We start from the raw sequence: 25,254 nt of genomic DNA, 5'->3' as shown, positions 1-25,254 counted from the left end.
GTGATTCCTTATTAAAAGGGCTAGATTAAAGGTTCAATAGTTAATTCATTATTTACCAGGCTAAGTTTTGCGGCTTTTCCTGCTAATTCAGTCGGGATCTTATCGCCAAGCCAATATTGCCCTGCGATAGAGATAAGTTCAGCATTTAAATGGGTGCAAAAAACCAGACACTCCTGATCGCCGGATGCACCGGCTAATGCCCGGCCACGCATCATACCGTAGATGTGAATATTGCCGTCTGCAATCAATTCGGCGCCGGCGCTTACATTACTGGTAACAATAAGATCACTGCCTTGTGCATAAATTCTTTGACCTGAACGAACAGGTGAATTAATTATGCGAGTTTTTTTAATCTCGGGTTCTGCCGGTTTATTTTCCGTTGCCGAAACTTTTTGTTTTTTGCCTTCACTTAATAGTGGTAAAGATGCTTTTATTACCGCTCTGCGTTGTTGCTCATCACGACAACCACTGATTCCGACAATACGAAATCCTGCTGAATCGATAGCGTGATGCAGCGCTTTCAGATCAGCGTCTGCCGGCAGAGCGGAGATATTAATAACAACAGGCGCATTTTTCAGGAAATCCGGTGCTTGTTCCACTTTTTCCTGTAGGGCCTGTAGAATGATTTCTGGTTGGTCACTGTGTAAATGAACAACCGAAAGCGTAAAATTACTGCCTTTTAGCTCAATTGGCGACTGTGACATCTATCCTGACTCAGATTCAGCAAATTTGAGATCACCCCAGAACAACCTCTGGGATACGATATTTTGAAATACAATAAACATGTTATAATTACTGAATTATTCAAGCAAGTTGTGACCTGAATTTAAAAGAGTTTATTATAATGATTTGTGCGATCTACAGAAGTCCGAGAAGGGAGCAAACATACCTTTATGTTGAAAAAAGAGATAATTTCTCTCGCGTTCCCGAAGAGTTACTGAAAAGTTTTGGTCAGCCTCAATATACAATGATGATCTCTCTGGCAGACAGAAAGAAACTGGCAGGCGCCGATATAGAAAAGGTAAAAATATCGTTAATTGAGCAGGGTTTTTACCTGCAAATCCCACCTCCGGTTGAAAACTTAATGAATGCACATCTGAGCCAGATGGAAAAATAATAAGACCTTATTTTGCGATTAGTTTTGGCGTGGCGGCCGATGAGATGTGGCAAGAAGTGCTATAATTATGGGTGTGTTGCCTAATAAACCAGAGTGAGGAACGAATATGTATCAACACAGAGACTGGCAGGGGGCATTACTGGATCTTCCTGTCAATAAAGTGGTTTGCGTTGGTAGTAATTACGCTAAACATATTAAAGAGATGGGAACTCAGCCAGCGGAAGAACCCATCGTTTTTATTAAGCCAGAAACTGCGTTGTGTGATATACATCAACCAATTGCAATTCCAAAGGATTTTGGCGCCGTTCATCATGAAGTTGAACTGGCTGTGCTGATTGGTACACCGTTGAAACAGGCAAATGAAGAGCGGGTTAGTGCTGCTATCGCCGGTTTTGCTGTTGCATTGGATCTCACCTTGCGTGATTTGCAATCTAAATTCAAGAAAGCGGGTCAACCGTGGGAAAAAAGTAAGGCATTTGATGGCTCTTGTCCGATATCTGGGTTTATTCGAATAAGTCATTTTAGTGATCCGCAGAATGTCCAGTTTTCACTGACGGTCAACGATGAACTACGGCAGAACGGTAATAGTAGCGATATGCTGACGCCAATTGTTCCTCTGATCAGCCATATGTCGCACTTTTTCACTTTGCGGGCGGGAGATGTGATTCTCACTGGTACACCGGAGGGTGTTGGAGCACTGCAAGCCGGTGATGTGTTAAAGGTTACTCTGAATGATAATTCACTCACAACCAGGGTGATTTGAATAATATAAGGAATAGTAGAAGTGATGTCTCAGCCTTTCTGGCAGGTAAAAACCCTAGATCAGATGACGGATGAAGAATGGGAGTCATTATGTGATGGTTGTGGGCAGTGTTGCTTACATAAATTGATGGATGATGATACCGATGAAATTTATTTTACTAACGTTGCTTGCAATCAGCTCAATATAAAAACGTGCCAATGCAAAAATTACGCAGATCGTTTCAGATATGAACCGGATTGTATCAAGTTAACCCGTTATAATTTGCCGACTTTCGAATGGTTGCCACAGACTTGTGCCTATCGTTTGCTTGAAGAAGGGAAGCCATTATTACCGTGGCATCCTCTGATTAAAGGTTCCAAATCAGCAATGCATAGCGAAAGAATTTCAGTTAGGTATATCGCTGTGCGGGAAATTGATGTTGTAGAGTGGGAAGATCATATTATTAATAAACCTTGATAATGATTTAGCTAACTATACCCGTCATCTTTCAAGTTGCCTCTTTGTTGGCTGCACTCACTCACCCCGGTCACATAGTTCTCTATGCTCCCGGGGATTCGCTCCTTTGCCGTCGCGATGCATCTTGAAATCCATAGGGTATATATTTTAATAAATTATTTCTATGTTTCCCAAGTTGGGAGCTTGCTCCAGAGTTAAGTTATTCAATGGTATATCCACCAAGAATAAACTAAAGGTTGATTGTATATAATTGCATCTATACTATTACCATTAGGTAATTGAACCTGCGGTCTACTATAGGAGGCATAAAGTATGCCAATACATGTGGGAAACATAGAAAAGATTACCAATGATTTCATCCAATTGAGTGAATTAGAGTTCAATCGTGTTCTGTACGATGCGCTTAATTCCTCTGGTACTGATATTGTGCATGATGTGGATGAACTCATTTTTCCGCCAGGTTATCGGTTGATCAGGGTTGATAACAGGTTAGATTTGGATGATATAGATGAGCCTTACTTTGAATTAGCATTACTTAGTGACGAAACAAAAGAGGTGGTTTATTACAACAAAGTGATTGTAATAAGTGATTTGGTGCTTAACTGCCGTCCAGCTTCGCAGATACTTGTGTGGCGAACGAGGAAGCCACAACATAAAGCGGCATTAAGTGATCTGGCCGCTAAGATCTTTTTCCACTACCTGATTAAAACTTATGATGTTGTTGCTTCAAATATAAGTCAAATAATAGAAGGCACCTCTTTTTGGCAAGCCAGAATGTATGAGGCGTTACAATTTGGGCTTTATGTTTACGGTTATGATGTTATGACCTGTGAATTAAGAAATATTTTAGCTGAAGATGATGTCAGTAAAGAGCAGAGTTGGTTATGGGGTAATGCGGAATATTATATGGATAGACTGGCAATTATTTCCAGAATCAAATTGCCTAATAAGTAATTAATTTTTCCAGGTTATATATAAGGTAAATATAATGGTTCGAATTAATTCGAACCATTATTAATTAATTACAAAGCGCCGGAAATCCAAACATTAATTTTGTCATAGAAAGATTTAATTGATTCCCATGCTCTGCTTATCCATTCAGAGAGTTGTCTGGTTGCATCAAGTATAAAATTTGAAAGTCTGCCGAACAAGCTGGAGAAGAATGCATTAGTTTTTTCCATAAAACTTTGTATTGCTGCTCTGGCGTTAGGAAATTGTAATCCAAATTGAATCGCTTTATCGTAACTTGTATCAATTTGTCTGTTGTTCTCATCTTTGGTTCTTTGACGAGATTTGTTCATATTATCGATCCAGTCTTGGTCTGCGTTGTCTGGATCAGCGATAATTGCTGCCTTATATTTCTGTGTGCTATCAGTTACACTTGCCTTGGATATGTTTGTTGTTGAATTGGCGCCAGATTTCACAGAATCTTTCAATTGATTAATAATACCATCTGCTTCCTTATTTTCCGTAATATCTATACTTCCGTATTGTTCCGCAAGCATATTTGCATATGCCTGGAGTTCAGGTGTCGATGGCATAAATGGTTCAATTTTAGAATCATTTAACATACGTTTTGCGTGTTGGCGCATTTCGTTCATGAAGTCGATAAATTGAATATCTATCGGTGTAATATTAGACATAAATTATTTCCTTTTATTTAGTTAGTAAACTATCTATTAAATGTAAAAATGTATAATTCTTTATTTAAATTAGAAGGAATAAGTTAAAAATAAATTACATTATATATCTATTTCTGTTGTTTTTGGTTCTCCTATAATATTTAAAAATTTAATGTTAGTGGTGAACTTATTGCTTAGATATTATATCTAGAGGTGCCGAAAAGTATTTCCCGGCACCTAAATAAAACATGAAACACTTGGACAAGCAGAGTTTAATCCTGAGTCCATTCAAGGAATTCCACTCTGCTAAATGTTTAATGTTAACTTTATAAATAAGTTTTTTAATTACTGAACGTAATCCTTCAGTTTATAAACCAATGTATTATCGGCGTGAGATAGTGTCAGTTTTTGATCTTTCAATTTCACTTTAACGCCATCGGCTAATACTTTACCAATCAGGTAATCCCATTGATTCAACTTATCATCAGAACAAAGCATCTGAGTGCTGGCCAGGTTTTTAACGGTCAATACACCATTTTTCAGTTTTCCTTGGCCCATAAAGAGATTACACATGGAACCGGAAATATGCATTTTTTCACCGAATTCAAGAGTTGGTACGCGACCATCTTGATTTTTCGCGTTTTCGCCGTTAACGCTTACCAGAACAAATCTGTGATGTTGTAAATCATCAATTGACACGTTCTCCGTCGCTGAAGCTTGGAATGTGGCTAACAATAAAGTTGCTGTTGCCAAAGGTAGTATTTTTTTCATGTTTATCTCCTATATATTATTTTAAAGGTACTTATTAACAATATTCGGGCAATTTTCCCCGTTGAGTAATTGCTGGATATTTCTCAGCGTAATTTCACTGATACTGGTTAAGGCTTCTTCTGTCAGAAATGCCTGATGACCGGTAAACAGCACGTTATGACATGAAGACAAGCGACGAAAAATATCATCCTGAATTACGTCATTAGATTTGTCTTCAAAGAAGAGATCGCGTTCATTCTCGTAAACATCCATACCCAGAGCGCCAATCTTTTGTTGTTTTAATGCGTTAATGGCGGCAGCGGAATCAATCAGAGCTCCTCGGCTGGTATTGATGATCATGACGCCGTTCTTCATTTTGCTGAAAGCAACTTCATTCAGCAGATGATGGTTTTCTGGCGTTAACGGGCAATGAAGAGATATGACATCGGACTGGGCATATAGCGTATCCAGATCGACATATTCAACACCGAGATCCAAAACAGCTTGATTGGGGTAAGGATCATGAGCTAGCAGACGCATACCAAATCCGTTAAGAATACGTAGGGTTGCAATACCAATCTTACCGGTTCCGATAATTCCTGCGGTACGGTTGTGCATATTGAAACCAATTAAGCCTTCAAGAGAGAAATTGGCGTCACGGGTACGTTGATAAGCCCGGTGAATACGACGGTTTAAGCACAACATTAATCCGACGGTATGTTCAGCAACAGCTTCAGGAGAATAGGCTGGAACCCGTACAACCTGAATACCCAATTCTTTAGCCGCATCCAGATCGACATTATTAAAACCCGCACAACGTAATGCGAGGATTTTTATATTCATTTCAGCCAATTCTTCAAGCACTTCACGGTCAGCATTATCGTTGACAAAAATACAAACAGCATCTGCGCCAATAGCGTTTTTGGCCGTTTTTGGACTGAGAAGGAAATCGAAAAACTCGAAATCATAACCAAATCCGAGCTTTTTATTGACCTGCTCCAGATGTTTATGGTCATACTGTTTGGTACTGTAAACGACTAATTTCATGGAATTATCTCCGCTATAATTTAAGTAGCTAATAAATTGTTTTGGGCTTAAATTATTGCTGACGTAAAGGGTTAAATAAACCAATAAATTAATTAACTCTATAAGTGTATTGCTTGTTGTTCCCCTATATGTTCCACATAATTTGCTTAATAATCAATGTCTTAGTTTAAGGTTTGTCTGCTAAATTATGGAATAACAATAGAAGTAACCGATCTAAGGCTTAATAAGGAGAAGAAAGAACTTGATAACCAAAGGGTTAAAAATATTCATTACTATACTGATGCTGTTGGTATTGCTGATAGCGGCGGGATGGTTTTCTATTCCTCATTGGTTACCTAAAGTCGCCAGTCACTGGCTACCTCCAGGTATGACGGTTTCATTGAAACAACCAGAATGGAAAAATGGAGCTTTGCAACTGGCTGATATTTCATTGCAGGTGAAGGGTTGCAGGCTCATTCGTGTATCGCGATTATCTGTTAATTACCCATATTCAGAGATAGATAACGGTTATCATTGGCAATTAAATGTCGCGGATCTTAGTGGGGATATCAATTGCCTAAATCAGTTACCTGAATCTACGCAGGGCCTTGCTCCATTGTCTGTTGCTGATATTTTAGCGCTTATTCCACAAGGAAGTTTGTCTGTGGATAATCTTTCTTTTCATCCCTGGCAAGATTTTGCTGGAAAACTAAAATTCAATTCATCTCCTCAGGGGCAAAAACTGAGTTATCAGGGGCAGAATGTTAAATTGTCAGCGCATATTTATGGTAAGGAATCGCTAGTTATTGACCAACTGGCAATTAAATTACCAGAACAAGAAATTAGCCTTAATGGTGAGATGACTTTACCACTTAATATAGACAAACTACCTCCTCATGGTGAAGTAAAAGGTAAAATTATTGCCAGGCAATATGCGCATCCGCTAAATATCAAGTTAGGTTGGCAAGGGAAATCTGGCAAACTTACTATCGGAGAAGAGGGGATGACAGCACCTTTGGCCGAATTGCCTTGGCAGTTTAATCAACAACAGCTTGATATTATTGATGGTAAATGGCAGTGGACTGGCGTAGGGCAACCTCTTGCAGGTGGAGTGAATATTAAGATTGCTCATTGGCAACAAGGATTGGATAACCTGCTGATGAGTGGCCGTATAAATTTGGTCACGCAGGGCAAACGTGGTAAAGCGAATATTGTATTAACCATAAAACCTGGCCGGATAAGCTCGTTAAATACGCAACTTCCTTTTCAATTAACCGGTCAGATCAATGTGCAGGATATGATTATGGCGATGTCATTGCCTGCGGTAATTAATGGTCCGCTGGTTAATCCGAAAATGACTTTCCAGTCAGGCTCATTATTTCGGGTTTGGGGGCGTTTATCTGATGAATTTATTGTTAAAGATGCCCGATCACCGTTAGCGGGAACTTATCTGACGCGTGAAGGTTTTACTGGTCGGTTACAGGCGATTGTTAATGCGCAACATCGTGACTGGGGAAAATTCCGTTTGCATCTTGATGGTCATGCCGAGAATTTTATGCCGGATAGAGGCTATTGGCATTGGAACTATTGGGGGGATGGCTATCTGCCGCCACTACAAGCGAAGTGGGATATCGCTGGAAAAGGACGCTGGCGTGATACATTGATTAGCGTCAACGAAATGACCACCGGCTTTAATGTTATTAAACACGACATGATCCGGGTGGATATGCCGCGTCTACAGTTAACCAAGCCATTGGAATGGCAACGTTTAGAGAAATCTCGCACTTTTAATGGTGAGTTACGACTGACAGCGAAAAAAACATCGTTCCGATCCGGTGGTTTTTTGCCTCCCACTGAACTGACAGCGAAATTGGCAGGGGAAGGTCCGAACAACTTTATTGTTAACGGTGATCTCTCATCAAGAAATATTGGCCCGATCCCTTTTTACAGTCGTTGGGATGGAGCAAGATTGCGTGGTGAGGCGCATTGGCCTACTCAATCTTTACTCGCATTTCAGCCGTTGATACCTAAAGATTTAGGGATAAATTTGCGTTCAGGCGATCTTTACGCACAGGCTGCCTTTTCTGCCACAAGAGGGCAAGGTTTTGTTGCGGGTGGTCACTGGGTGGTAAAAAATGGCGGCATGTGGCTTAAAGATGGTGAAATCAGTGGCCTTAATTTTGTCTTACCGTGGCGGCTGAGAGATAGTATCTGGCAATTTGGTGTTAAATCGCCGGTTCAGTTACGAGTGAAAACAATTAATAATCTGTTTGAAATGCATAATTTAACGGCTGATTTACAGGGATTTTATCCACCATCGGAACAAAAACCGTTGGAATTGACTAATGTGAATGTCGGTATATTGGATGGGCGTATTAACCTGGATAAATTGAGATTTCCTCAGCATCATCCTGCTACTTTGACGCTTGATAAATTGGAGTTAAGCCGCCTTTTTACTGTGTTGAAAGTTAAACAATTTGCGATGTCCGGCAAAATCAGCGGAAAATTGCCGTTGTTTATTAACAATGAACGCTGGATAGTTCAGCAAGGTCAGATTACCAATATTAACCATATGACCTTACGTCTGGATAAAGACACGATAGATTCCATTAACAAAGATAATATTTCCGCCGGCGCCGCGATGGATTGGTTACGCTATTTAGAAATCAACCGCTTACGGGCGCAAGTCAATCTTGATAATTTAGGAGTTTTGACACTTAATGCTGAAATTCAAGGTGTTAATTCATTAAGAGATAAAAAACGGCAAGTCAAGTTAAATTACCGTCATGAAGAGAATATCTTTCACTTATGGCGTAGTTTACGGTTTGGCAACAATCTTGAAGATTGGTTACAGCAGAATGTATCTGTATTAAATGGGAGTGATAAATGACAAAACAAACCAGAACGAAGCTGTTCTTACTATCAATAGGGTCCTTAATGCTGTCAGGTTGTATACGCCTTGAAGTGGCAACGCCTGAGAAGCCCATTAATATTAATATGAATGTCAAGATTGAGCATGAAATTCAGATAAAAGTAGACAGACAAGTTGAAGAGATGCTCAAGAATAACGCGGGCTTATTCTAGGGGGTTGGCATTATGAAGAAAATAGGTACGGGAATATTGTTATTGGCTAGCGCATTGTTCAGCGCTTTCGTTGGAGGAATGACTCTGAACGAGGCAAAGCAGAAAGGGTTAGTTGGTGAAACTTTCAGTGGTTATCTGGCTATAGTGAAAGCAGATAGTCAGGCACAGGCTTTGGTGACAGAGATTAATCAGGCTCGTAAGAAAAAATACGCAGAAATTGCGGCTGGCAATAATATTTCTACAGAGCAAGTGGCTAAACTTACGGGTGAAAAACTTGTGTACAGAGCTGAATCTGGTGAATATGTGCTTGGTATTAATGGTAAATGGTTGAAGAAATAAAAGCGCGTCGGGTGACGCGCAAAAAACAGCAATATAAAAATATAGGTAATGTATGAATTATGAACAAAACCGTGGCGATTAGGAAGCGATTGCTTCTAAAATTTCACGAGCAGTTTGTTGCGCTTGATTGGCGGCATCAGGGCTTAACCCTACACCTTCGGCAAATACAAACTCTACATCAGTGAGGCCAATGAAACTGAGGAACAGACGCAGATAAGGCACTAACAGATCACTAGGGCCGTCTTTATGAATGCCGCCACGGCTGGTCAGGATGATTATCCGTTTGTCTTTTAACAGGCCTTCGGGGCCATTTTCGGTATAACGGAAAGTCACGCCAGCACGGGCTATCAGGTCAAAATAATTTTTCAGTTGGGTTGGAATGTGGAAGTTGTACATAGGCGCAGTGATAACAATAATGTCATTATCCTGCAATTCCGCAATCAGTTCGTTAGATAATGCTAACGCCTCTTTTTGGCGAACAGTCATTTCATTGCCACTTGGGCGTAATGCATGAACCAGTTCATTATCCAGAACAGGAATGGGTTGCGCGGCCAGATCACGTATCTTAATGCGGTCATCAGCATGATTGGTTTGCCACTTTTCAATGAAGAAATCTGCCATTTGGTTAGTATGTGAGTGCTGCGCCATAATGCTGGATTTAAGAACCAGAACCTTACTCATTTTTATTCCTTAAATTAACTTTTGGTAATTCACGTGTTAATCACGATATAGTCATTCTATGAGTTATTATCTTCTGGTAATAGAGCAATATTTAGAGCTCAGTGTTCAAATTTATTGAAAAACTTTTACCTATGTTGATATAGCGTGGTGGGAGAATGTCCGCCGAAATTATTGTCAATAGATGGGATGTGCTACTATATGTTGTTCATAAAAACATGTTGCCAATAAGAACTATGTCATCGATAAGAACTATGTCATCAATAAAAGCTGGCTAATCAGTAAAGTTAAGAAGTTACAAGGATCAATATAAGTGAAAGAGTCTCAGAAAATCATTAACCGTCAGGCTGCTTGTCCAACGATCAAATATCCAGAAAACTTGCCCGTCAGCCAGAAGAAAGATGATATCTATAAAGCTATTCGTGACCATCAAGTTGTCATTATTGCTGGTGAAACCGGTTCGGGTAAAACAACACAGATCCCGAAAATTTGTCTTGAACTAGGTCGAGGAATAAAAGGCCTTATCGGTCATACTCAACCCCGTCGATTGGCTGCTCGCGCGGTTGCCAATCGTCTGGCGGAAGAATTAGAAACCTCAGTGGGTTCTGCTGTCGGTTATAAAGTTCGTTTTAGTGATCATGTGGGCGACAATACGTTGGTTAAGCTGATGACCGATGGTATCTTGCTGGCGGAACTGCAAAATGACAGGCTGCTTAAACAGTATGACACGCTCATTATTGATGAGGCGCATGAGCGTAGTCTGAATATTGATTTTATTCTGGGTTATTTGCGTCAATTGCTGCCAAAACGTCCTGATTTGAAAGTCATTATTACCTCGGCGACTATCGATCCTGAGCGTTTTTCCCGCCATTTTAATCATGCGCCAATTATTGAAGTTTCTGGCCGTACCTATCCGGTAGAAGTGCGGTACCGTCCGGTCATGGGGGAAGATAATGACGGAGAGCGAGATCAGCTTGAGGCAATTATTGATGCTATTGATGAACTTAACCGGGAAGGGCCTGGGGATATCCTGATCTTTATGAGTGGTGAGCGGGAGATTCGTGATACAGCCGATGCGCTGAATAAACTGAATCTGCGTCATACCGAAGTATTGCCACTATTTGCACGTCTTTCGAACAGTGATCAGAACCGGATTTTCCAGTCACATACGGGACGGAGAATTGTACTGGCAACTAACGTGGCAGAAACCTCGTTGACGGTACCGGGAATTAAATATGTGATTGATACCGGGTATGCTCGTATCAGTCGTTACAGTTACCGAACAAAAGTGCAAAGATTGCCGATTGAGCCAATATCACAGGCATCGGCTAATCAGCGAAAAGGGCGTTGCGGACGTGTGTCTGACGGGATCTGTATCCGGTTGTATTCGGAAGATGATTTCCTTTCTCGGCCAGAGTTTACTGATCCGGAAATTCTACGTACTAATCTGGCTTCGGTCATTCTACAAATGACGGCAATTGGCCTTGGGGATGTTAGCGCTTTCCCATTTGTGCAACCGCCGGATAAACGTAATATTCAGGATGGTGTTCGGCTTCTGGAAGAGCTGGGGCTATTGACCAGAGCACTATTAACCAGAGTACTATTAACCAGAGCACTATTGATCAGAACAGAATGGCTAAGGGTAACTACCGTCTTACATCAATTGGGCGGCAGCTTGCTCAACTCCCGGTTGATCCCCGGTTGGCGCGTATGGTATTGGAAGCTCGTCATCATGGTTGTGTGCGTGAAGTGATGGTCATCACTTCTGCGCTGTCTATTCAGGACCCAAGGGAGAGGCCACTGGAGAAACAACAGGCTTCTGACGAGAAACACCGTCGATTTGCTGATAAAGACTCCGATTTTATTGCATTTCTGAAATTATGGGATTTTTTGAAAGAACAGCAAAAGGCGCTCTCTTCGTCGCAATTTCGCAAGCTTTGTCATCAAGATTATCTTAACTACCTGAGAGTCAGAGAGTGGCAGGATATATACACCCAGTTACGACAGGTTGTGAAAGAAATTGGTCTGTCGGTAAATAGTCAGGATGCAGATTACCGTAGTATTCATACTGCGTTACTTTCTGGGCTGTTATCCCATATTGGTCAAAAAGACACAGATAAACAGGAATATACTGGTGCGCGTAATGCGCGTTTTGCTATTTTTCCGGGTTCTGGTTTATTTAAGAAGCCGCCTAAATGGTCAATAGCAGCGGAATTGGTTGAAACGAGTCGCTTATGGGGGCGGATTGCTGCGCGGATAGAACCTGAATGGGTTGAACCGTTAGCCGCACATCTGGTGAAATATCATTATAGCGAGCCGCACTGGCAAAAATCTCAGGGTGCGGTAATGGCTAAGGAAAAAGTCACTTTATATGGTTTGCCGATTATGGCTAGTCGTCAGGTTAATTACAGCAAAATTGATCCAATGCTTTGTCGCGAACTGTTTATCCGTCATGCGCTGGTGGAAGGTGATTGGCAAACTCGACATGCATTTTTCCGAGCGAATCTGAAATTACGTGAGGAAATTGAGGAGTTAGAACATAAATCCCGTCGTCGTGACATTTTGGTGGATGATGAAACCTTGTTTAATTTCTATGATCAACGGATACCTCAGAATGTGGTTTCTGCTCGCCATTTTGATCGCTGGTGGATGAAAACAGGTAAAGAGCAACCGGACTTGCTCAACTTTGAAAAAAACATGTTGATCAAAGGTGATGCCGATAAAATCAGCGCGTTGGATTACCCTAATTATTGGTATCAGGATGCACTGAAATTACGGCTTAGCTACCAGTTTGAACCGGGCACGCAAGCCGACGGTGTAACAGTTCATATTCCGCTGCCGGTGCTGAATCAGGTTAAGGATGAAGGATTTGATTGGCAGATCCCCGGTATTCGCTATGATTTAGTTGTTGCACTGATTAAATCACTGCCAAAACCGGTTCGTCGTAATTTTGTCCCGGCGCCAAACTATGCTCAGGCATTTATGGAGCGAGTACCTCAACCACAATCGACCTTGTTAGATAGCTTTGAGAAAGAGTTACGGCGGATGACGGGTGTTACGGTGTCACGTGATGATTGGCAGTTAGAGCAAGTACCAGAGCATCTCAAAATGACATTCCGAGTGGTAGGAGAGAAGAACCGGACCATCGCTGAGGGTAAAGATTTATCTGCACTGAAATTACGCTTGAAAGAGAAAGTTCAGGAAACACTTTCCGCTGTTGCTGATGATGGGATTGAACAGAGTGGGCTGCATATTTGGAGTTTCGGTGAATTACCGGGACGATATGAGCAAAAACGTGGTGGCTACTCTGTCAAAGCATTTCCTGCGCTGGTGGATGAAAAAGAGAGTATCGGTATCAAATTGTTTGAAACTGAGTTGGAGCAACAAATTGCCATGTGGGAAGGCACTCGTCGACTGTTGTTGCTCAATATTCCCTCACCAATTAAATATTTACATGAGAAATTGCCGAATAAATCCAAATTGGGACTTTATTTTAATCCTTATGGCAAGGTATTGGATTTGATTGACGATTGTATTTCTTGCGGCGTGGATAAATTGATGGCAGTGAATGGCGGGCCAGCCTGGAATGAGCAGGGTTTTATTCAGCTACAGGACAAGGTGCGGGCTGAGTTGAACGATACTGTCGTGGAAATAGCTAAGCAAGTGGAACAGATACTCACCGCTATTTTTGCTATTAATAAACGCCTTAAGGGGAAAATTGATATTTCGCTGGCCTTGGCGTTATCGGATATCAAAGAGCAGCTTTCTGGTTTGGTTTTCAAAGGATTTGTTACCGCTAATGGTTGGAAACGTTTGCCGGATGTCCTGCGTTATCTGCAAGGCATTGAGCGCCGGCTTGAAAAATTGGCAATTGATCCGCACAGAGATAGAGCGCAAATGGGGCGAGTTGAAAATGTTCAGCAACAGTGGCAACAATGGCTGGCGAAATTATCACTGCAACAAAAACAGTTGCCTGAGGTGCAAGAGATTCGTTGGATGATTGAAGAACTGCGGATCAGCTTGTTTGCTCAGCAATTGGGTACGCCATATCCGGTCTCTGATAAGAGAATTTTGCAAACGATGGAGCAAATTGCTTTTTGATTAAAGAGGAAGGCCATATTCTAAAGTGCACCGCAAATTTTACATTTGTGGTGTCGTTTTTTTATGGATTGGTAAAGCCACCTATTCTAAAGGTGGCTTTCTACTGAGACTGAAACGAATGAACTGGTTAGCAGGTACTTTCCGTATGTTTGGCTTTGTTAGCCTCAACGAAAGCATTAACCATCGCGGTTTTATTTTTGCGGTTACGCTCGTAGTCAGCCTGAGTTGCCTTCTTCTATGGTTGTTGTAGCACGTTTTAACAACATAATTGCCTCCTCATTGAATCTTCATATTCTGGATTCTTCAATATAATCCAGAAGGGAATCATCTTTATTCTGGTCATTGTAAAGATACCCTTCGAAAAATATCATTTCAAGAATGATATTTGGGAATTCCAATACCCTGATTTCCTGTATTGTACAAGCGATCGCTTATAGGGATAAGTAGTTATATCCTTTGATTCCAACTATCAGAATGGACTATATTTCCATCATTGTGTTTCCAGGTAATTTTTTCGTAGCGAAGTTCAATGATTTCCATATGATTGAATTTCTCTTTTGATGTATCCTTGATATCCAGCATAACGGGGACAATATTCACTATTTTCACATTTTCCATTAAGGTATTAAAATATTCCTTTTCTTGACCATGATCGTCTATTTTATACCATTTAAGCTCTGCTGATTTTAGTGTTTGCCCCGTAGTCAATGCCTTATAAAGATATGGGGATGACGAATCAATTTCTTTCTCAATCATAAATGGAAGGTGTTTCCTCGTTCCAGTTAATTTTCCTGTATTATCATCAGTGGTGGTACTGACGCTATGATGAAGACCTAAAATCTCAATACTGCCTTCTCTACCATAGATATCAACGGAACCTTTAATATCTGCTCCACCATCGTCTTTTATATACATATATAGAGGAATAGCCATTATTAATCTCCTTCAGAAAACGATTTTGAATTACCGGTGGCAGAAATAAGCTTTTGTAAGCATTTTTCACCACTTTTACTTTTATACAGTACACGAATACTATCAACGACATACTGATTTAATTCTGCTTCTGTTCCTCGATAAAAAGGCAGTGAGCAGACAGAGTCAGTGCTAATTGAAACATTGGAATCATCAAGAATAGATAATACTCCGTTTACGTTTTTCGGTAATGCAGTAGCTAACGCTGTTGATAGTGTTTCTGATGAATGGGCATCACTTCCCTTTGCAAGTAAAGGAGCTACTTTGAGCCACGCTATATCTCCACTTGCAATATGATCTGTTATATAATCCCATTCTCCGTTGTCTCCCTCTGGCATATTTGCAATTACTGCTCTTGCACCTTGCTGTTTTATTTGTAGGGTCAATTGCTTTGGTGTTAAATTCGGATATGGATTTTTAGCCGTAACATGATGATCCACGGCCAATGAGCTAAATGATACCAGTATTAAAAGCAAAACCAGTTTTTTCATTCGACCACCAGAATTGTATCGCTAGAGTTGGCTATCTCTTTTCTGAGATTAGAGCCATTTATAATGATGCAACCATGTGATGCTTGCCGGTATGTGCCATCCCGTCTATCACCATGTATTCTGAAAAGAGAGCGTCCAAACGTATTAGTTCCCATAATAGGGTCTAATATTACGGTGACCCTGGTTATTGAGTTAGAGTAACCGTTGATTCTGTAATAACCGCGGGGAATTGGTCCTTCACCTTCAACCTGTTCCATAGATGGGTTATTTATCCCTGTTCCGTGACCGCTATAACCTTTTGCAATAAAAGAGCCGTTATGTGTTAGCTCGCCAGTGCTTTGTAAATATTTCCACGTCATACTTGTTTCCATTAGTAAATATTAAGAAATTTAACTTTAAACTTAATAAACATTTTTAAAAGCATAATTTTGTAAAAATAGTAATACTTTTGTAAATATAAGTATTTAAGATGATAAGTTAAGAGTAATTTTAATGATTATTGATTTTAGTAAGTAGGTATGAACGATAAACGAATTGTATAAGATAAATTTGCTCTATTGGAGAAAGAAGTTCAATTCTATATTGAGAATCTCTTATCTCTTGCAGGTTCATTAGATTATAATTACGCTCATAATTTTGTATATAGGGTGTAATACTATGAGATCTACAATTGCTACACGGGCTGGAACCAAGAAAAATACTAATGTATACCTCACTGATGATCTGGTGGATGCGGCTCGTAGCTTAAATATGAACTTATCGTCTATGTTGGATGGGCTTTTGGCACAGGCTATAGAAGCTAAAAAGTACGGTCAGAAAGAAGATAAACAAGATATGCAGGCAATCAACGCATTTTTGGAGCGTGCAGGGATAATTACGGATGATGAGTTTTTTGGGAGCTTTTGATGTTTATTGTAACTTTTCAACAAGATTAATTGTTCCACTGACTTCAACAGGAGAAATGGAGCTAACTCATAAACGTATTACGCCGGTAGTCGATATCAATGGTGATAAATATTACGTATTTATTCCGGCTATTACATTCCTTGACGCCAATAAAATAAAGAAAAAAGATTTTATATGTAATGTTGTAATTTCACGGGGAGAAATTCTCTCAGCAATTGATGCTATTATTACTAACACATAACATGTTAATTAGTGGGAGTAATCTACTGAGTTTTTTTCAAATATTTTTCAGATAAAAATAATAAAATAACAGCGCATCAGCCAAGAAATAAACTTTCTATACCTAATAGATTTCGAGTTGCATCGCGACGGCAAGGGAGCGAATCCCCGGGAGCATAGAGAACTATGTGACCGGGGTGAGTGAGTGCAGCCAACAAAGAGGCAGCTTGAAAGATAACGGGTATATAACTGATGCAGATAAACGTATTACTGATAAGTTAATGTCATTGTTGCGGTTACATTTGCTTGGCCGGGGGTAATATTGTGATCGGTCTGAAAATAGCGGGCGTGTAAAGGGATAGATAACCTCCCACCTGAATAGCTGTTGCCAATATTTATTTGTGAATGAATAATAATAGGTTGATTATTATAAAGAATTTGCATACCCACACCGGAAGCAGTTGTGCGATTATCATTTTGATCAAGCGCCCATACATGATATAAGTTATTTTTTGCTTTTTTTCCATCAAGCATTAATTGAATCTGGACATCATCATCACAATCTAAAATAACCTCAAAATCTTTCCCTCCTGCGGTGCTATTAATACCAGAAAAATCAATTTTTTTGATATCGCCCATAGGAACATTAATATTGTTATTTCTCAGGGAGCAACTTTTAGTAATAATGCGGGTATTTCCCAAGCGATAAGTATGAACAACGTGGTTATTTACTCGAGCCTGAATTAATTGATCGTTTCTGACAAAACCAGAACCTGTTGTTGGTGCTATTTTTATTAGTTGAATTGTCAAATAACCCCATGTTTTTCCGCAATACCAACGACCAGAATTGTCGCAGCTTACGGGGTTATTAGCAATACGGGGTAACCAGTCGATACCGTAGCCGGGACCCCAAGTATTTATTCTGATACCAACACCGGGAACGCCGGATTCGTAAATAGCATCCTTGTTGTATTCCGCGCTTTTGTAGGATGTATATCCCCATGATGTAGTAATTTTTGTATCGCAATAGAAGATATTACTTTTATTGTCTAATTCATCTGCGCGATATTCATAAATGGTTGTGCCAATAGGGTGATCCCTTGGGACATATAGGGTTCCAAAAGAGAGATGAGTGATTTCTGGTTTAAAACCTTTCTCGAACTGGCAGTTAGTAGCTAAACTATGAGAACTGACTGTCAAACCAATTAATAAATTGGTGATAACGAATAGATATTTAAGTTTATTGTAAATATTAAGCATAGCGTTTTCCTGTGGGAATTATTTACAGTGCGCTTCTATTATATAAATACCTGATAAAGGACTTTTTTCTGGTAGTTTGTAATTAACGACACATTCCTGAATATCTTTATAACCCCATTTTACGAATAATCGTCCATTATCGGGTAAACCAGTGAGGTAAACTTGCCCTTCATGACTAACAATGGCGCTGTTTATTTCATCAATGTCATGGAGTTTTTCTAATGTGACAATCGCACCAAAAGGAATAGGATTTTCTTGATAATAGAGATTGATGAGAGCTCTGTGGCCTATTCGGGTTTTAAAATCCGCCAGGACTAATGCCCCCCGAGTAGGAATAACGGTTTGGGCATTAACGTCAATATCGACATTATCTGCTAACGAATGAGTATCCAAGGCAATCCGATTTTTCCGGTAACTACTGACATAAGGAATAACCGCATAACCATTCCAATCGGTGGCGATACCTGCATTATTTTGGATCTTTATTCCTTGAGCGCCATCAGCCCGAACTAATGCTAATGTATCTCCCAAATGTTGTGAAAGAGTAATACCGTATGGGTGAGCGACAATACCTCCCTGGAGGCCGTAATTTAGTTGGTGAGAATGGCGATCATAGCTATAACCGGTACTAAATTGACTATAAGCGCCTTTATATTCCGCATGAATATGACCGCCAGCGCCAGTACCGTGATTCGTGTAACTCTGCTGTAAGCTATAGATTAAATTGTTGTCTTCCAGCGCGGTGCCACTTAAACCGATTTGGTGGGAAATATCTTTGTTTTTATTGGTATTGAAATTGTAACTGGTCCAGCTATTCTTTAGCCAGCGATCTAATGGAATCTGTATGCTGAATGAAAATAGCTGTTCATTTTTATCCGTATCTGGAAGTTGGCTATAGGTATAATTCAGACTGTAATTAATATTATTATAATTGGTGCTATAACCTGCATTGATATTACGTTCATAGCCACGTTGTTGCCAGTAATTTTGTTGAAGAGCGGACAGATATAAACTGCCAAAGTTTCCCAAAGATTGATTAATATGCAGTTGCAATTTACTTCTTTTATTGGTGCGGTAACGCCAGTCATTTTTATTAGAATCATCTATGTCATTGGCTTCTTTAAAATCGTAAAAACCACGTGTTGAATAGAGATAACCTGCCACAGTAAAATTAGTTCCGGTTAATGAAAGATCTTTTGCATATTGAAAACGGTAGGATTGCCCTTTGGTACTTATATTGGATGGTAAATCGGTGTTAGCATGAGTGATGTCAAAAGAGAGAGAACCTAATATACCAAGATTATAACCTGATCCTAAAACGATGGAACGATAATCTTTTGAAAAAATCGTACCGCCATAGGTAGTAATATTATTAGAAAAACCATGAATTAATGCGCCTTGGGCAAAATTAGGTTCTCTCCCATGATGATTTGACGATTGATATTGGCCCAGTGTTATCGAATATTGCAAGCCTCCTTCCCGCAACATAATCGGTATAGTTGAAAAAGATTGAGTAGATCGATATTCCTGACCATCTGCTTCCTTGATAATAACTTCTAAATCTCCACTTGTCGTGGTTGGGAAAAGGTCATTAATGACAAATGGACCCGGTGAAACATAAGTTTGATAAATAATATAGCCGTTTTGCTTGATTGTAACTTGAGCATTACTTTGAGCAATTCCTCGGACACTCGGGGCGAAACCTTGTAAGCTGTCTGGCAACATATTGTCATCAGAAGCTAGTTGTAAACCGCGGAATTGGACACCCTCAAAAATATAGGAAGGGGTAAAGCTATCACCTAGCGTTAATTGCCCTTTTAGTGCATGAATATCCCGTTGTAAATAGGTGTTAATATGCTTCCAACTCTTATCACGACTAGTGTAGGTAGAATAATTGCGTAGACGCCATGCTTGCCAATTAGCGCCTGTTCGAAGATTCAGATAATGGGCCTGCGTAGAGCCAGATGGATTATCTTGCCAGGTATTTGAACCGCTATAATTATAGTTAATCAGTAATGAAGTTAATCCTTGCTGCCATAATTCAGGCGAAACATAACCTCTTGCCTGATTGTTTAACATTGCTTGTGGAATATTGATATCCAACCTTTGTTGACTAAAATTGAAGAGAGCGTTTGCTGATGGTATATATTGACTTAAATCAGACAACTCTGTTTCTGGTGGTAAACTGATCAGCTCTGGAAAGTTATCAACTTTTACTCCCATATCCTGTAATTGCTGAATTGTCAACTTGGGCTGCAATTTATTATTTATCGTGACAAAGGTTACATTTCTGGTATCTATTTTATCTCTATTAAGGTAAATATCTACCCAGTAAATACCGGGCGGATAGTCATCTTGGGTGAAAATAGAGAGATCAATATCTTCAGGCGAGCCAGAATCAGTACCTATTTCCAGTGCATGAATGTTAAAATAATCTTCAGAATAAGTTTTAGCAGGGTAAAAAAGTATGCCAGCAGCTATAAATGGCAATAATAATAGCCATGAATGTTCAATATCATATGGTTGCTTATTAATTTTATGCTGTGAGCACTTTCCCATAATTAACTTTCTGGCATAGAGTAATGTAATGGTTTTATTAAATGGTTGTTTTTTCCTCGGCAGTAACGCCACCAAAATCATTAATTGCTTTCCAACTTACCTGTTTTATATTCTTTGCCGGCAGAGGCCAGCTTAGTTGACTAAAAGGTTTAATCATGCCCGCAGGTTTTATTTCATGTTGGTCTGTTTTAAGGTAAGAGAATGAAATGAAATAAGGGGTAGGATTTTCTGCGATCAATAAGTTGTTTTCCGTGCGAAATTTGAGCTCTTTGTATGCGGTACTTGATTCTTCTGCCAAATTTGCAGGGCGGTAAAACAGTTTAAACTTTGACTTAACTGTTATTTGTAATTGATTTTTGTCTGATTTCACAGAGGTGGGAATAGACTTTACATTTAACCAAAAAAGTGATTCCCGATCCTGAGGCAAGTTACTTTCTGTTTTTACAATACGCAGGATATTTTCATGGCCTGCTGCGAGTTTAAAGATGGGAGGAGTAACGATAAAAGGGGTCTTCATATTATCATTTTCATCTTGGATCCAAGACTGAATCAGGTAAGGGGCATCTTTTTCCGGGTTGTTTATGGAAATAGACGCTTCTTTTTTGTCACTCATGTAAATAACGCGGGTTCCGCCGATAACGACACCTGCGATAGCGAAATTTATACTGATAATATAGAGAAAAATTGTTGAAAATAGGCGTTGATACTGCACGGTAGCATCTCCGTTTTATCGTGTTTTTATGTGTTATTTTGTCGGATTTGTGGGCATCCATGCCCTGTACTTCTCTATTAGAAATTAGAAACAAAACGTGAATGAAATTATGTTCTAAATTTAGCCTGTTTTAGTTATAAACAATCGTAAAATTGGCGACTGAATCACCTGAGCCAGGGCTAATTGCTTGAGCGGTAGCAACATATTTTGCTATGAACTTCAGCTCTGCTGTTTTTTGGTCAGTAAAAGCTTGAGCTTTGGAAGCTTTTGCTAAAGGAATCAGCGTTGAATTATCGTCTTCATAGATACCAATAGCAACACCATCGGCGACTGCCTGGCCTTTATCATTGGATAAGGCCAAAAGATTGTTATTTCTACTGTCTATCTGCCCGTCGAATTTAACTTGTGCATGAGTATATTCTGGTGGGCAATCACTCAGCTTAATGCTAAAGGGTGTTGCTGCTGCGGTACTATCTACACCACTAAATGCATTTGAGCTAATTGTTCCCATGTTTACGTTTTGATTTGCAGAATCAGTATCGATTTTACAGGCATTTGCGATGATATTACCTGTAAAGTTGATTTTTCCATCAGCTGCATTTGCTACAGAAATAAATACAGAAGATGCAAGTAAGCATGAAATAATCAGTTTAGTTTTCATTTTAATGGACCCTAACCCTGTCGAGCATGGCGCCAGGGAAATAGAAATACTGATTTAATGGGAACTGTATAAACATCAATACAGCGTGTAAATATTTATAGCTTTTACCCAATAACAACAACGACAATTCAAACTGTGTCTTTTTTTGGGATCAAGCTAGGTGATCATAGCGATTAATTAGCAAAAATCCAAAGAATGACTGGATAATGTATTGTATTTAAGACTTTTATCTGTATTTGTTTCTTAAACAGGATTATTTTTTAATATTAATGTGATTTATTGTATGTAATAAATCATTATGCTAATTAATGAGAATATCTTTTAATTAATAACTGGTTATAAAATTAATTGTGATATAAATCACAATTAATTTATCACGCTTAAGAATTTATTTTTTTGTGCTATTATTTTCATGTTATTACCTCTCGCTGTCATTTTTTCTCTGAGAATGTTTATTTTGATAGAGTAAGTCATCTGGATAAAATTATTCTATAGTTTTCTCTATTTTATTGTTTATAGCAGTACTTATTTCAGTTGACGTTATGAACCCTCAACGCGATTAACACTATAAGGAAGGAAAATGAAACAGTTCGTCTTTGTATTGGGCTTTTTGTCCATCGTGCTTGCAGTTGCGTGTCCCGCTTCGGCCATGCAAGTAGAACAAAAAATTGTTACCAATGGCGTAGCATCGATCGAATACTCGGTGCGTGGGGAAGGGCCATTGCTCATGGTGATTGCTTCAACCGGGCGGGGAACAGCGGAATTTTCACCACTCGCGGATCGACTGGCGATGCGCGGCTACCGTGTTGCTCTGCCGGAGCCACGTGGAATATCAAAGTCAACCGGTCCGATGGAAAACGTGACTTTCCACGACTTTGCCGACGATTTTGCGGCTGTGGTTGCGGCGGAAGGAGGTAAGGCAATCGTAGTAGGGCACGCTTATGGCCACTGGATCGCTAAGACGATTGCCGCGGATTATCCCGAAATGACGCGTGGCATAGTGCTGCTGGCAGGGGCTGCGAAATCTTGGCCCTCGGAGCTTTCGGATGCGATCACTGTGATTAGTGATCCGAAATCCACCCGCGAGGAGCGGTTGGCGAAACTTAGACTTGCCTTCTTCGCGGAAGGTAATGACCCGACGCCTTGGCTTGAGGGTTGGCATTCCGATGTTATAAAAAGCCAGTCCGCTGCGCGCAAGCTGACCAATCGCAAAGATTGGTGGGCTGGCGGGGCGGCGCCAATCTTCGATCTACAAGCTGGTTCCGACCCGTTTCGACCTGAAACGTCTCGGATGGAGGCAAAGGATGAGTTCGGTAAACGCGTGACTGTTGCAGTGATTGAAGGGGCCAGCCATGCACTCCCTGCGGAGAAGCCTACCGAGACAGCGAATGCCATTGCTGATTGGGCCGACAAACTGAAATAACTTAAAGACAATATCTGGTCTCTATCGGGGCATTCGTATCGAATTTGTTTTAGTACGAATGCCCCAATCAGAAACGATTCCAATATCAAGTTTTACACCTTTGCCGATGATGAGCTGGAATACATCTACCTTTCAAATTAAATAAAATTGACTAAGGAACCATACCAATCAAGTTGTATTAACAATATTAGTTACAACATACTATTAAACATAACACCAACAAGATATGACAGAACAACGAAAAACTAAACAAACTGCTATATGAAAATACAGAAAGCCATCACAGGAAAGTAATGGCCTGAATCTGACGGGATTACTTGATTAGCAACCCAGTGGCAGGGATTGCTGTTACCAGCAATACGGCAATAGTGAGCTTTTCAGCTAAATGTAAGCTATTTTTCTGTGGGTTTTGACGGCGTACATACAGAAAAACAATAAGACCTGGTGCATAAAGAACAACAGACAATAGTAAATTCATCAAGCCAGATGCATAAAGTAACCATATGCCATAAATACAGGCTCCAGCAGCAATGAGTAATAATCCTTTATTGCTACGATCAAAAGCGACTTTTAAAAGAAATGCTCCAACAAGGAAATAGGGCACTAAAATCATCTCTGATGCAATTGCTAGTAATGAATTGTAGTTGCTTCCACTCAACCAGATCAAAATGAGAGAGAGCTGCACCGCGCCATTAGTGAACCATAATGAAGACGATGGTGCATTATTGCGGTTTTGCTGGCTAAATACTTTTGGAAAAGAGCCGTGTTGAGAAGCGATAAATGGCACTTCTGCCGCCATGATTGTCCAACTCAGATAAGCGCCGCAGACGGAGATAATCAACCCGGCAGCAATAATGATTTCACCTGTGGAACCAACAAGTCCCACCATCAGGTTTGCCATTGATGGGTTGCGCATTTCTGCTAACTCAGGTCGTGGCGCTAATCCGAGGGAGAGTAAGGTGACCAAGATATATATTGCTAATGCCGCAACGACAGCCAGCATGGTTGCAATACCAACATCTGTCCGTTTTTTCGCTCGGGCTGAAACCACAACAGCACCTTCAATGCCAATAAAAACCCAGAGGGTGATCAACATGGTGTCTTTGACTTGTTGCCAGACAGGAACGCCTAGATCGATGCCTTTAAAATCGAGATTAAAGATATCCATTTTGAAGGCTATGGCGGCAAGTATGATAAAAGCGCCTAAAGGCAGCAATTTTGCCATTGTCGCCAATTTGTTGATTCCGGCTGCGGTTTGAACGCCGCGGAGTACCAACCAATGAACGAACCAGAGGAGAATGGATTCGCCCAATAGGGACTGCCAAGTATTGCCATCACCAAAAATGACGATGCCCTCTTTATCAGTAAAGAAGCTCAAGGCGGCAAAAACGATGACCAAATAAGAAACATTGGCGACGACTGCGCATAACCAATATCCCCAGGCAGAGCAGAAGCCTATTAGTTCACCAAAGCCTTCTTTCGCGTAAGTGAAAATCCCGCCATCAAGATCCGGACGAAGACGAGAGAGCAGTAGCAGTGCGGTAGCCAAGAACAGGATACCGACACCTGTTATTCCCCAACCGATCATTAACGCTGCTGGGCTGGCGATTTCAGCCATATTCTGCGGTAAGCTGAAAACACCCGCACCGACCATAGAGCTGAGTACCAGAGCAGTGAGAGCTGTGAGACCTAGTTTCTTTTCCAAAGATATGTTCCTAATGTGACATAAAACTGCATTACTAGCCAGTTCATTACCCTGATCATAAAGATGAACTGGGTATCGGGTTTTCATCGCTTCCAAGCTGTACAGAACGGAAAAACAGACTGATTGAACCTAGAAATAGAGGGGGGATTCTACGAAGGGTGTGGGCTGGATGCAATGGTTTTCTATGCAAATAACTATAAGATTTATGCGTTGTTTGATGGTAAGTTTGGTGATGCTTAAGTGTAGTGAGATGCGATTTATTTTTATACCCGTTATCTTTCAAGTTGCCTCTTTAAGTTATTTTTATAATTCTGTTTGTTGTGCTGAGATAAATAGGTAATAAGTATGAAGTACTATGGTATTATGACTAATTAAGTAATTTTTATTTTAATTTTTCGATCGATCTCAAA

The 25,254-nt window shown here is 40.1% G+C and carries 23 protein-coding genes and 1 pseudogene; 11 read left to right on the top strand and 13 right to left on the bottom strand.

Going from position 1 to position 25,254, the window contains the following annotated elements; genetic code table 11:
* Window positions 1–20 precede the first annotated feature (20 nt).
* On the bottom strand, window positions 21–704 hold the full coding sequence (minC, locus tag TI10_RS03205) for a septum site-determining protein MinC (RefSeq protein ID WP_049581733.1): 684 nt from the start codon (window positions 702–704) through the stop codon (window positions 21–23).
* A 140-nt stretch (window positions 705–844) separates the two neighbouring features.
* Between minC and TI10_RS03200 the strand changes: the two genes are divergently transcribed.
* From TI10_RS03200 to TI10_RS03185, 4 genes are all read left to right on the top strand, one after another.
* Window positions 845–1,117 (top strand): YcgL domain-containing protein, encoded by a 273-nt coding sequence (locus TI10_RS03200; protein ID WP_049581731.1) that lies wholly within the window; start codon window positions 845–847, stop codon window positions 1,115–1,117.
* Window positions 1,118–1,223: 106 nt separating this feature from the next.
* Window positions 1,224–1,880 carry a fumarylacetoacetate hydrolase family protein gene (locus TI10_RS03195; protein WP_049581730.1) on the top strand — a complete coding sequence of 219 codons (657 nt, stop codon included), beginning with the start codon at window positions 1,224–1,226 and terminating at the stop codon, window positions 1,878–1,880.
* 21 nt (window positions 1,881–1,901) lie between these two features.
* On the top strand, window positions 1,902–2,336 hold the full coding sequence (locus TI10_RS03190) for a YcgN family cysteine cluster protein (protein ID WP_208599769.1): 435 nt from the start codon (window positions 1,902–1,904) through the stop codon (window positions 2,334–2,336).
* A 312-nt stretch (window positions 2,337–2,648) separates the two neighbouring features.
* Window positions 2,649–3,290: a hypothetical protein gene (locus tag TI10_RS03185; RefSeq protein WP_049581728.1), complete on the top strand. Its 642-nt coding sequence runs from the start codon at window positions 2,649–2,651 to the stop codon at window positions 3,288–3,290.
* A gap of 68 nt (window positions 3,291–3,358) precedes the next feature.
* Here the strand turns inward: TI10_RS03185 and TI10_RS03180 are convergent, their stop codons facing one another.
* The 3 genes from TI10_RS03180 to TI10_RS03170 all read right to left on the bottom strand — a co-directional run bounded on the left by TI10_RS03180 (window position 3,359) and on the right by TI10_RS03170 (window position 5,755).
* On the bottom strand, window positions 3,359–3,979 hold the full coding sequence (locus TI10_RS03180) for a hypothetical protein (RefSeq protein ID WP_049581727.1): 621 nt from the start codon (window positions 3,977–3,979) through the stop codon (window positions 3,359–3,361).
* A 324-nt stretch (window positions 3,980–4,303) separates the two neighbouring features.
* On the bottom strand, window positions 4,304–4,729 hold the full coding sequence (gene hslJ / locus TI10_RS03175) for a heat shock protein HslJ (RefSeq protein ID WP_049581725.1): 426 nt from the start codon (window positions 4,727–4,729) through the stop codon (window positions 4,304–4,306).
* Window positions 4,730–4,750: 21 nt separating this feature from the next.
* Complete coding sequence (locus tag TI10_RS03170; RefSeq protein WP_049581723.1) at window positions 4,751–5,755, bottom strand: 2-hydroxyacid dehydrogenase; 1,005 nt, start codon at window positions 5,753–5,755, stop codon at window positions 4,751–4,753.
* Between the two features lie 241 nt (window positions 5,756–5,996).
* Here TI10_RS03170 and TI10_RS03165 point away from each other — a divergent pair, with 241 nt between their 5' ends.
* From TI10_RS03165 to TI10_RS03155, 3 genes are read left to right on the top strand one after another with little or no spacing between them, the layout of a single operon-like run.
* Entirely contained in the window at window positions 5,997–8,624 is a 2,628-nt protein-coding gene (locus TI10_RS03165; protein WP_175445314.1) for a YdbH family protein, read from the top strand.
* Window positions 8,621–8,818, top strand: coding sequence for a YnbE family lipoprotein (locus TI10_RS03160; protein WP_049581722.1), 198 nt, complete (start codon window positions 8,621–8,623; stop codon window positions 8,816–8,818). The genes TI10_RS03165 and TI10_RS03160 overlap by 4 nt, the downstream gene beginning before the upstream one ends.
* A 12-nt stretch (window positions 8,819–8,830) precedes the next feature.
* Entirely contained in the window at window positions 8,831–9,157 is a 327-nt protein-coding gene (locus TI10_RS03155; protein WP_049581721.1) for a YdbL family protein, read from the top strand.
* A gap of 78 nt (window positions 9,158–9,235) precedes the next feature.
* Here the strand turns inward: TI10_RS03155 and TI10_RS03150 are convergent, their stop codons facing one another.
* On the bottom strand, window positions 9,236–9,838 hold the full coding sequence (locus tag TI10_RS03150; protein WP_049581720.1) for an FMN-dependent NADH-azoreductase: 603 nt from the start codon (window positions 9,836–9,838) through the stop codon (window positions 9,236–9,238).
* A gap of 325 nt (window positions 9,839–10,163) precedes the next feature.
* On the opposite strand from TI10_RS03150, the pseudogene hrpA reads away from it, so the two are divergent.
* Window positions 10,164–13,936 (top strand): annotated as a pseudogene (hrpA, locus tag TI10_RS03145) (ATP-dependent RNA helicase HrpA); the annotation flags it as partial.
* A gap of 447 nt (window positions 13,937–14,383) precedes the next feature.
* Here hrpA and tssD read toward each other — a convergent pair.
* The 3 genes from tssD to TI10_RS03130 are packed head-to-tail and all read right to left on the bottom strand — an operon-like array spanning window position 14,384 to window position 15,758.
* On the bottom strand, window positions 14,384–14,869 hold the full coding sequence (tssD, locus tag TI10_RS03140) for a type VI secretion system tube protein TssD (RefSeq protein ID WP_049581719.1): 486 nt from the start codon (window positions 14,867–14,869) through the stop codon (window positions 14,384–14,386).
* A 2-nt stretch (window positions 14,870–14,871) separates the two neighbouring features.
* Window positions 14,872–15,399, bottom strand: a complete 528-nt coding sequence (locus TI10_RS03135; RefSeq protein WP_074524809.1) for a hypothetical protein — start codon at window positions 15,397–15,399, stop codon at window positions 14,872–14,874.
* Complete coding sequence (locus TI10_RS03130) at window positions 15,396–15,758, bottom strand: tlde1 domain-containing protein (protein ID WP_049581717.1); 363 nt, start codon at window positions 15,756–15,758, stop codon at window positions 15,396–15,398. Before TI10_RS03130 ends, TI10_RS03135 begins: the two co-directional genes overlap by 4 nt.
* 298 nt (window positions 15,759–16,056) lie before the next feature.
* Between TI10_RS03130 and TI10_RS03125 the strand changes: the two genes are divergently transcribed.
* Together TI10_RS03125 and TI10_RS03120 are read left to right on the top strand one after the other, a co-directional pair.
* Window positions 16,057–16,305, top strand: a complete 249-nt coding sequence (locus TI10_RS03125; protein ID WP_049581716.1) for a type II toxin-antitoxin system CcdA family antitoxin — start codon at window positions 16,057–16,059, stop codon at window positions 16,303–16,305.
* Complete coding sequence (locus TI10_RS03120; RefSeq protein WP_049581715.1) at window positions 16,280–16,546, top strand: CcdB family protein; 267 nt, start codon at window positions 16,280–16,282, stop codon at window positions 16,544–16,546. The genes TI10_RS03125 and TI10_RS03120 overlap by 26 nt, the downstream gene beginning before the upstream one ends.
* A 245-nt stretch (window positions 16,547–16,791) precedes the next feature.
* Here the strand turns inward: TI10_RS03120 and TI10_RS03115 are convergent, their stop codons facing one another.
* The 4 genes from TI10_RS03115 to TI10_RS03100 form a co-directional block, all read right to left on the bottom strand.
* Window positions 16,792–17,784, bottom strand: coding sequence for a fimbrial protein (locus TI10_RS03115; RefSeq protein ID WP_049581714.1), 993 nt, complete (start codon window positions 17,782–17,784; stop codon window positions 16,792–16,794).
* Between the two features lie 18 nt (window positions 17,785–17,802).
* Entirely contained in the window at window positions 17,803–20,343 is a 2,541-nt protein-coding gene (locus TI10_RS03110; RefSeq protein WP_049582155.1) for a fimbria/pilus outer membrane usher protein, read from the bottom strand.
* A gap of 37 nt (window positions 20,344–20,380) precedes the next feature.
* Window positions 20,381–21,055, bottom strand: coding sequence for a fimbrial biogenesis chaperone (locus tag TI10_RS03105; RefSeq protein WP_049581713.1), 675 nt, complete (start codon window positions 21,053–21,055; stop codon window positions 20,381–20,383).
* 130 nt (window positions 21,056–21,185) lie between these two features.
* Window positions 21,186–21,716 (bottom strand): fimbrial protein, encoded by a 531-nt coding sequence (locus TI10_RS03100; RefSeq protein WP_049581712.1) that lies wholly within the window; start codon window positions 21,714–21,716, stop codon window positions 21,186–21,188.
* 580 nt (window positions 21,717–22,296) lie between these two features.
* Here TI10_RS03100 and TI10_RS03095 point away from each other — a divergent pair.
* Window positions 22,297–23,139: an alpha/beta fold hydrolase gene (locus TI10_RS03095; protein ID WP_049581711.1), complete on the top strand. Its 843-nt coding sequence runs from the start codon at window positions 22,297–22,299 to the stop codon at window positions 23,137–23,139.
* Window positions 23,140–23,452: 313 nt separating this feature from the next.
* Here TI10_RS03095 and TI10_RS03090 read toward each other — a convergent pair whose 3' ends face one another.
* The gene (locus TI10_RS03090) at window positions 23,453–24,844 is read right to left on the bottom strand and encodes an amino acid permease (protein WP_049582154.1); all 1,392 of its coding nucleotides are present in this window, start codon (window positions 24,842–24,844) and stop codon (window positions 23,453–23,455) included.
* Between the last annotated feature and the right edge of the window lie 410 nt (window positions 24,845–25,254).

This window comes from Photorhabdus luminescens subsp. luminescens (assembly GCF_001083805.1).
In the GTDB taxonomy this organism is placed as follows: domain Bacteria; phylum Pseudomonadota; class Gammaproteobacteria; order Enterobacterales; family Enterobacteriaceae; genus Photorhabdus; species Photorhabdus luminescens.
This window is presented reverse-complemented; position numbering and strand designations above follow the sequence as displayed.

What these genes read in the sequence shown, in the direction of transcription:
- minC (WP_049581733.1), bottom strand. Translation starts at nt 704, where the DNA reads ATGTCACAGTCGCCAATTGAGCTAAAAGGCAGTAATTTTACGCTTTCG.
- TI10_RS03200 (WP_049581731.1), top strand. Translation starts at nt 845, where the DNA reads ATGATTTGTGCGATCTACAGAAGTCCGAGAAGGGAGCAAACATACCTT.
- TI10_RS03195 (WP_049581730.1), top strand. Translation starts at nt 1,224, where the DNA reads ATGTATCAACACAGAGACTGGCAGGGGGCATTACTGGATCTTCCTGTC.
- TI10_RS03185 (WP_049581728.1), top strand. Translation starts at nt 2,649, where the DNA reads ATGCCAATACATGTGGGAAACATAGAAAAGATTACCAATGATTTCATC.
- TI10_RS03180 (WP_049581727.1), bottom strand. Translation starts at nt 3,979, where the DNA reads ATGTCTAATATTACACCGATAGATATTCAATTTATCGACTTCATGAAC.
- hslJ (WP_049581725.1), bottom strand. Translation starts at nt 4,729, where the DNA reads ATGAAAAAAATACTACCTTTGGCAACAGCAACTTTATTGTTAGCCACA.
- TI10_RS03170 (WP_049581723.1), bottom strand. Translation starts at nt 5,755, where the DNA reads ATGAAATTAGTCGTTTACAGTACCAAACAGTATGACCATAAACATCTG.
- TI10_RS03160 (WP_049581722.1), top strand. Translation starts at nt 8,621, where the DNA reads ATGACAAAACAAACCAGAACGAAGCTGTTCTTACTATCAATAGGGTCC.
- TI10_RS03155 (WP_049581721.1), top strand. Translation starts at nt 8,831, where the DNA reads ATGAAGAAAATAGGTACGGGAATATTGTTATTGGCTAGCGCATTGTTC.
- TI10_RS03150 (WP_049581720.1), bottom strand. Translation starts at nt 9,838, where the DNA reads ATGAGTAAGGTTCTGGTTCTTAAATCCAGCATTATGGCGCAGCACTCA.
- tssD (WP_049581719.1), bottom strand. Translation starts at nt 14,869, where the DNA reads ATGGCTATTCCTCTATATATGTATATAAAAGACGATGGTGGAGCAGAT.
- TI10_RS03135 (WP_074524809.1), bottom strand. Translation starts at nt 15,399, where the DNA reads ATGAAAAAACTGGTTTTGCTTTTAATACTGGTATCATTTAGCTCATTG.
- TI10_RS03130 (WP_049581717.1), bottom strand. Translation starts at nt 15,758, where the DNA reads ATGACGTGGAAATATTTACAAAGCACTGGCGAGCTAACACATAACGGC.
- TI10_RS03125 (WP_049581716.1), top strand. Translation starts at nt 16,057, where the DNA reads ATGAGATCTACAATTGCTACACGGGCTGGAACCAAGAAAAATACTAAT.
- TI10_RS03120 (WP_049581715.1), top strand. Translation starts at nt 16,280, where the DNA reads ATGATGAGTTTTTTGGGAGCTTTTGATGTTTATTGTAACTTTTCAACA.
- TI10_RS03115 (WP_049581714.1), bottom strand. Translation starts at nt 17,784, where the DNA reads ATGCTTAATATTTACAATAAACTTAAATATCTATTCGTTATCACCAAT.
- TI10_RS03110 (WP_049582155.1), bottom strand. Translation starts at nt 20,343, where the DNA reads ATGGGAAAGTGCTCACAGCATAAAATTAATAAGCAACCATATGATATT.
- TI10_RS03100 (WP_049581712.1), bottom strand. Translation starts at nt 21,716, where the DNA reads ATGAAAACTAAACTGATTATTTCATGCTTACTTGCATCTTCTGTATTT.
- TI10_RS03095 (WP_049581711.1), top strand. Translation starts at nt 22,297, where the DNA reads ATGAAACAGTTCGTCTTTGTATTGGGCTTTTTGTCCATCGTGCTTGCA.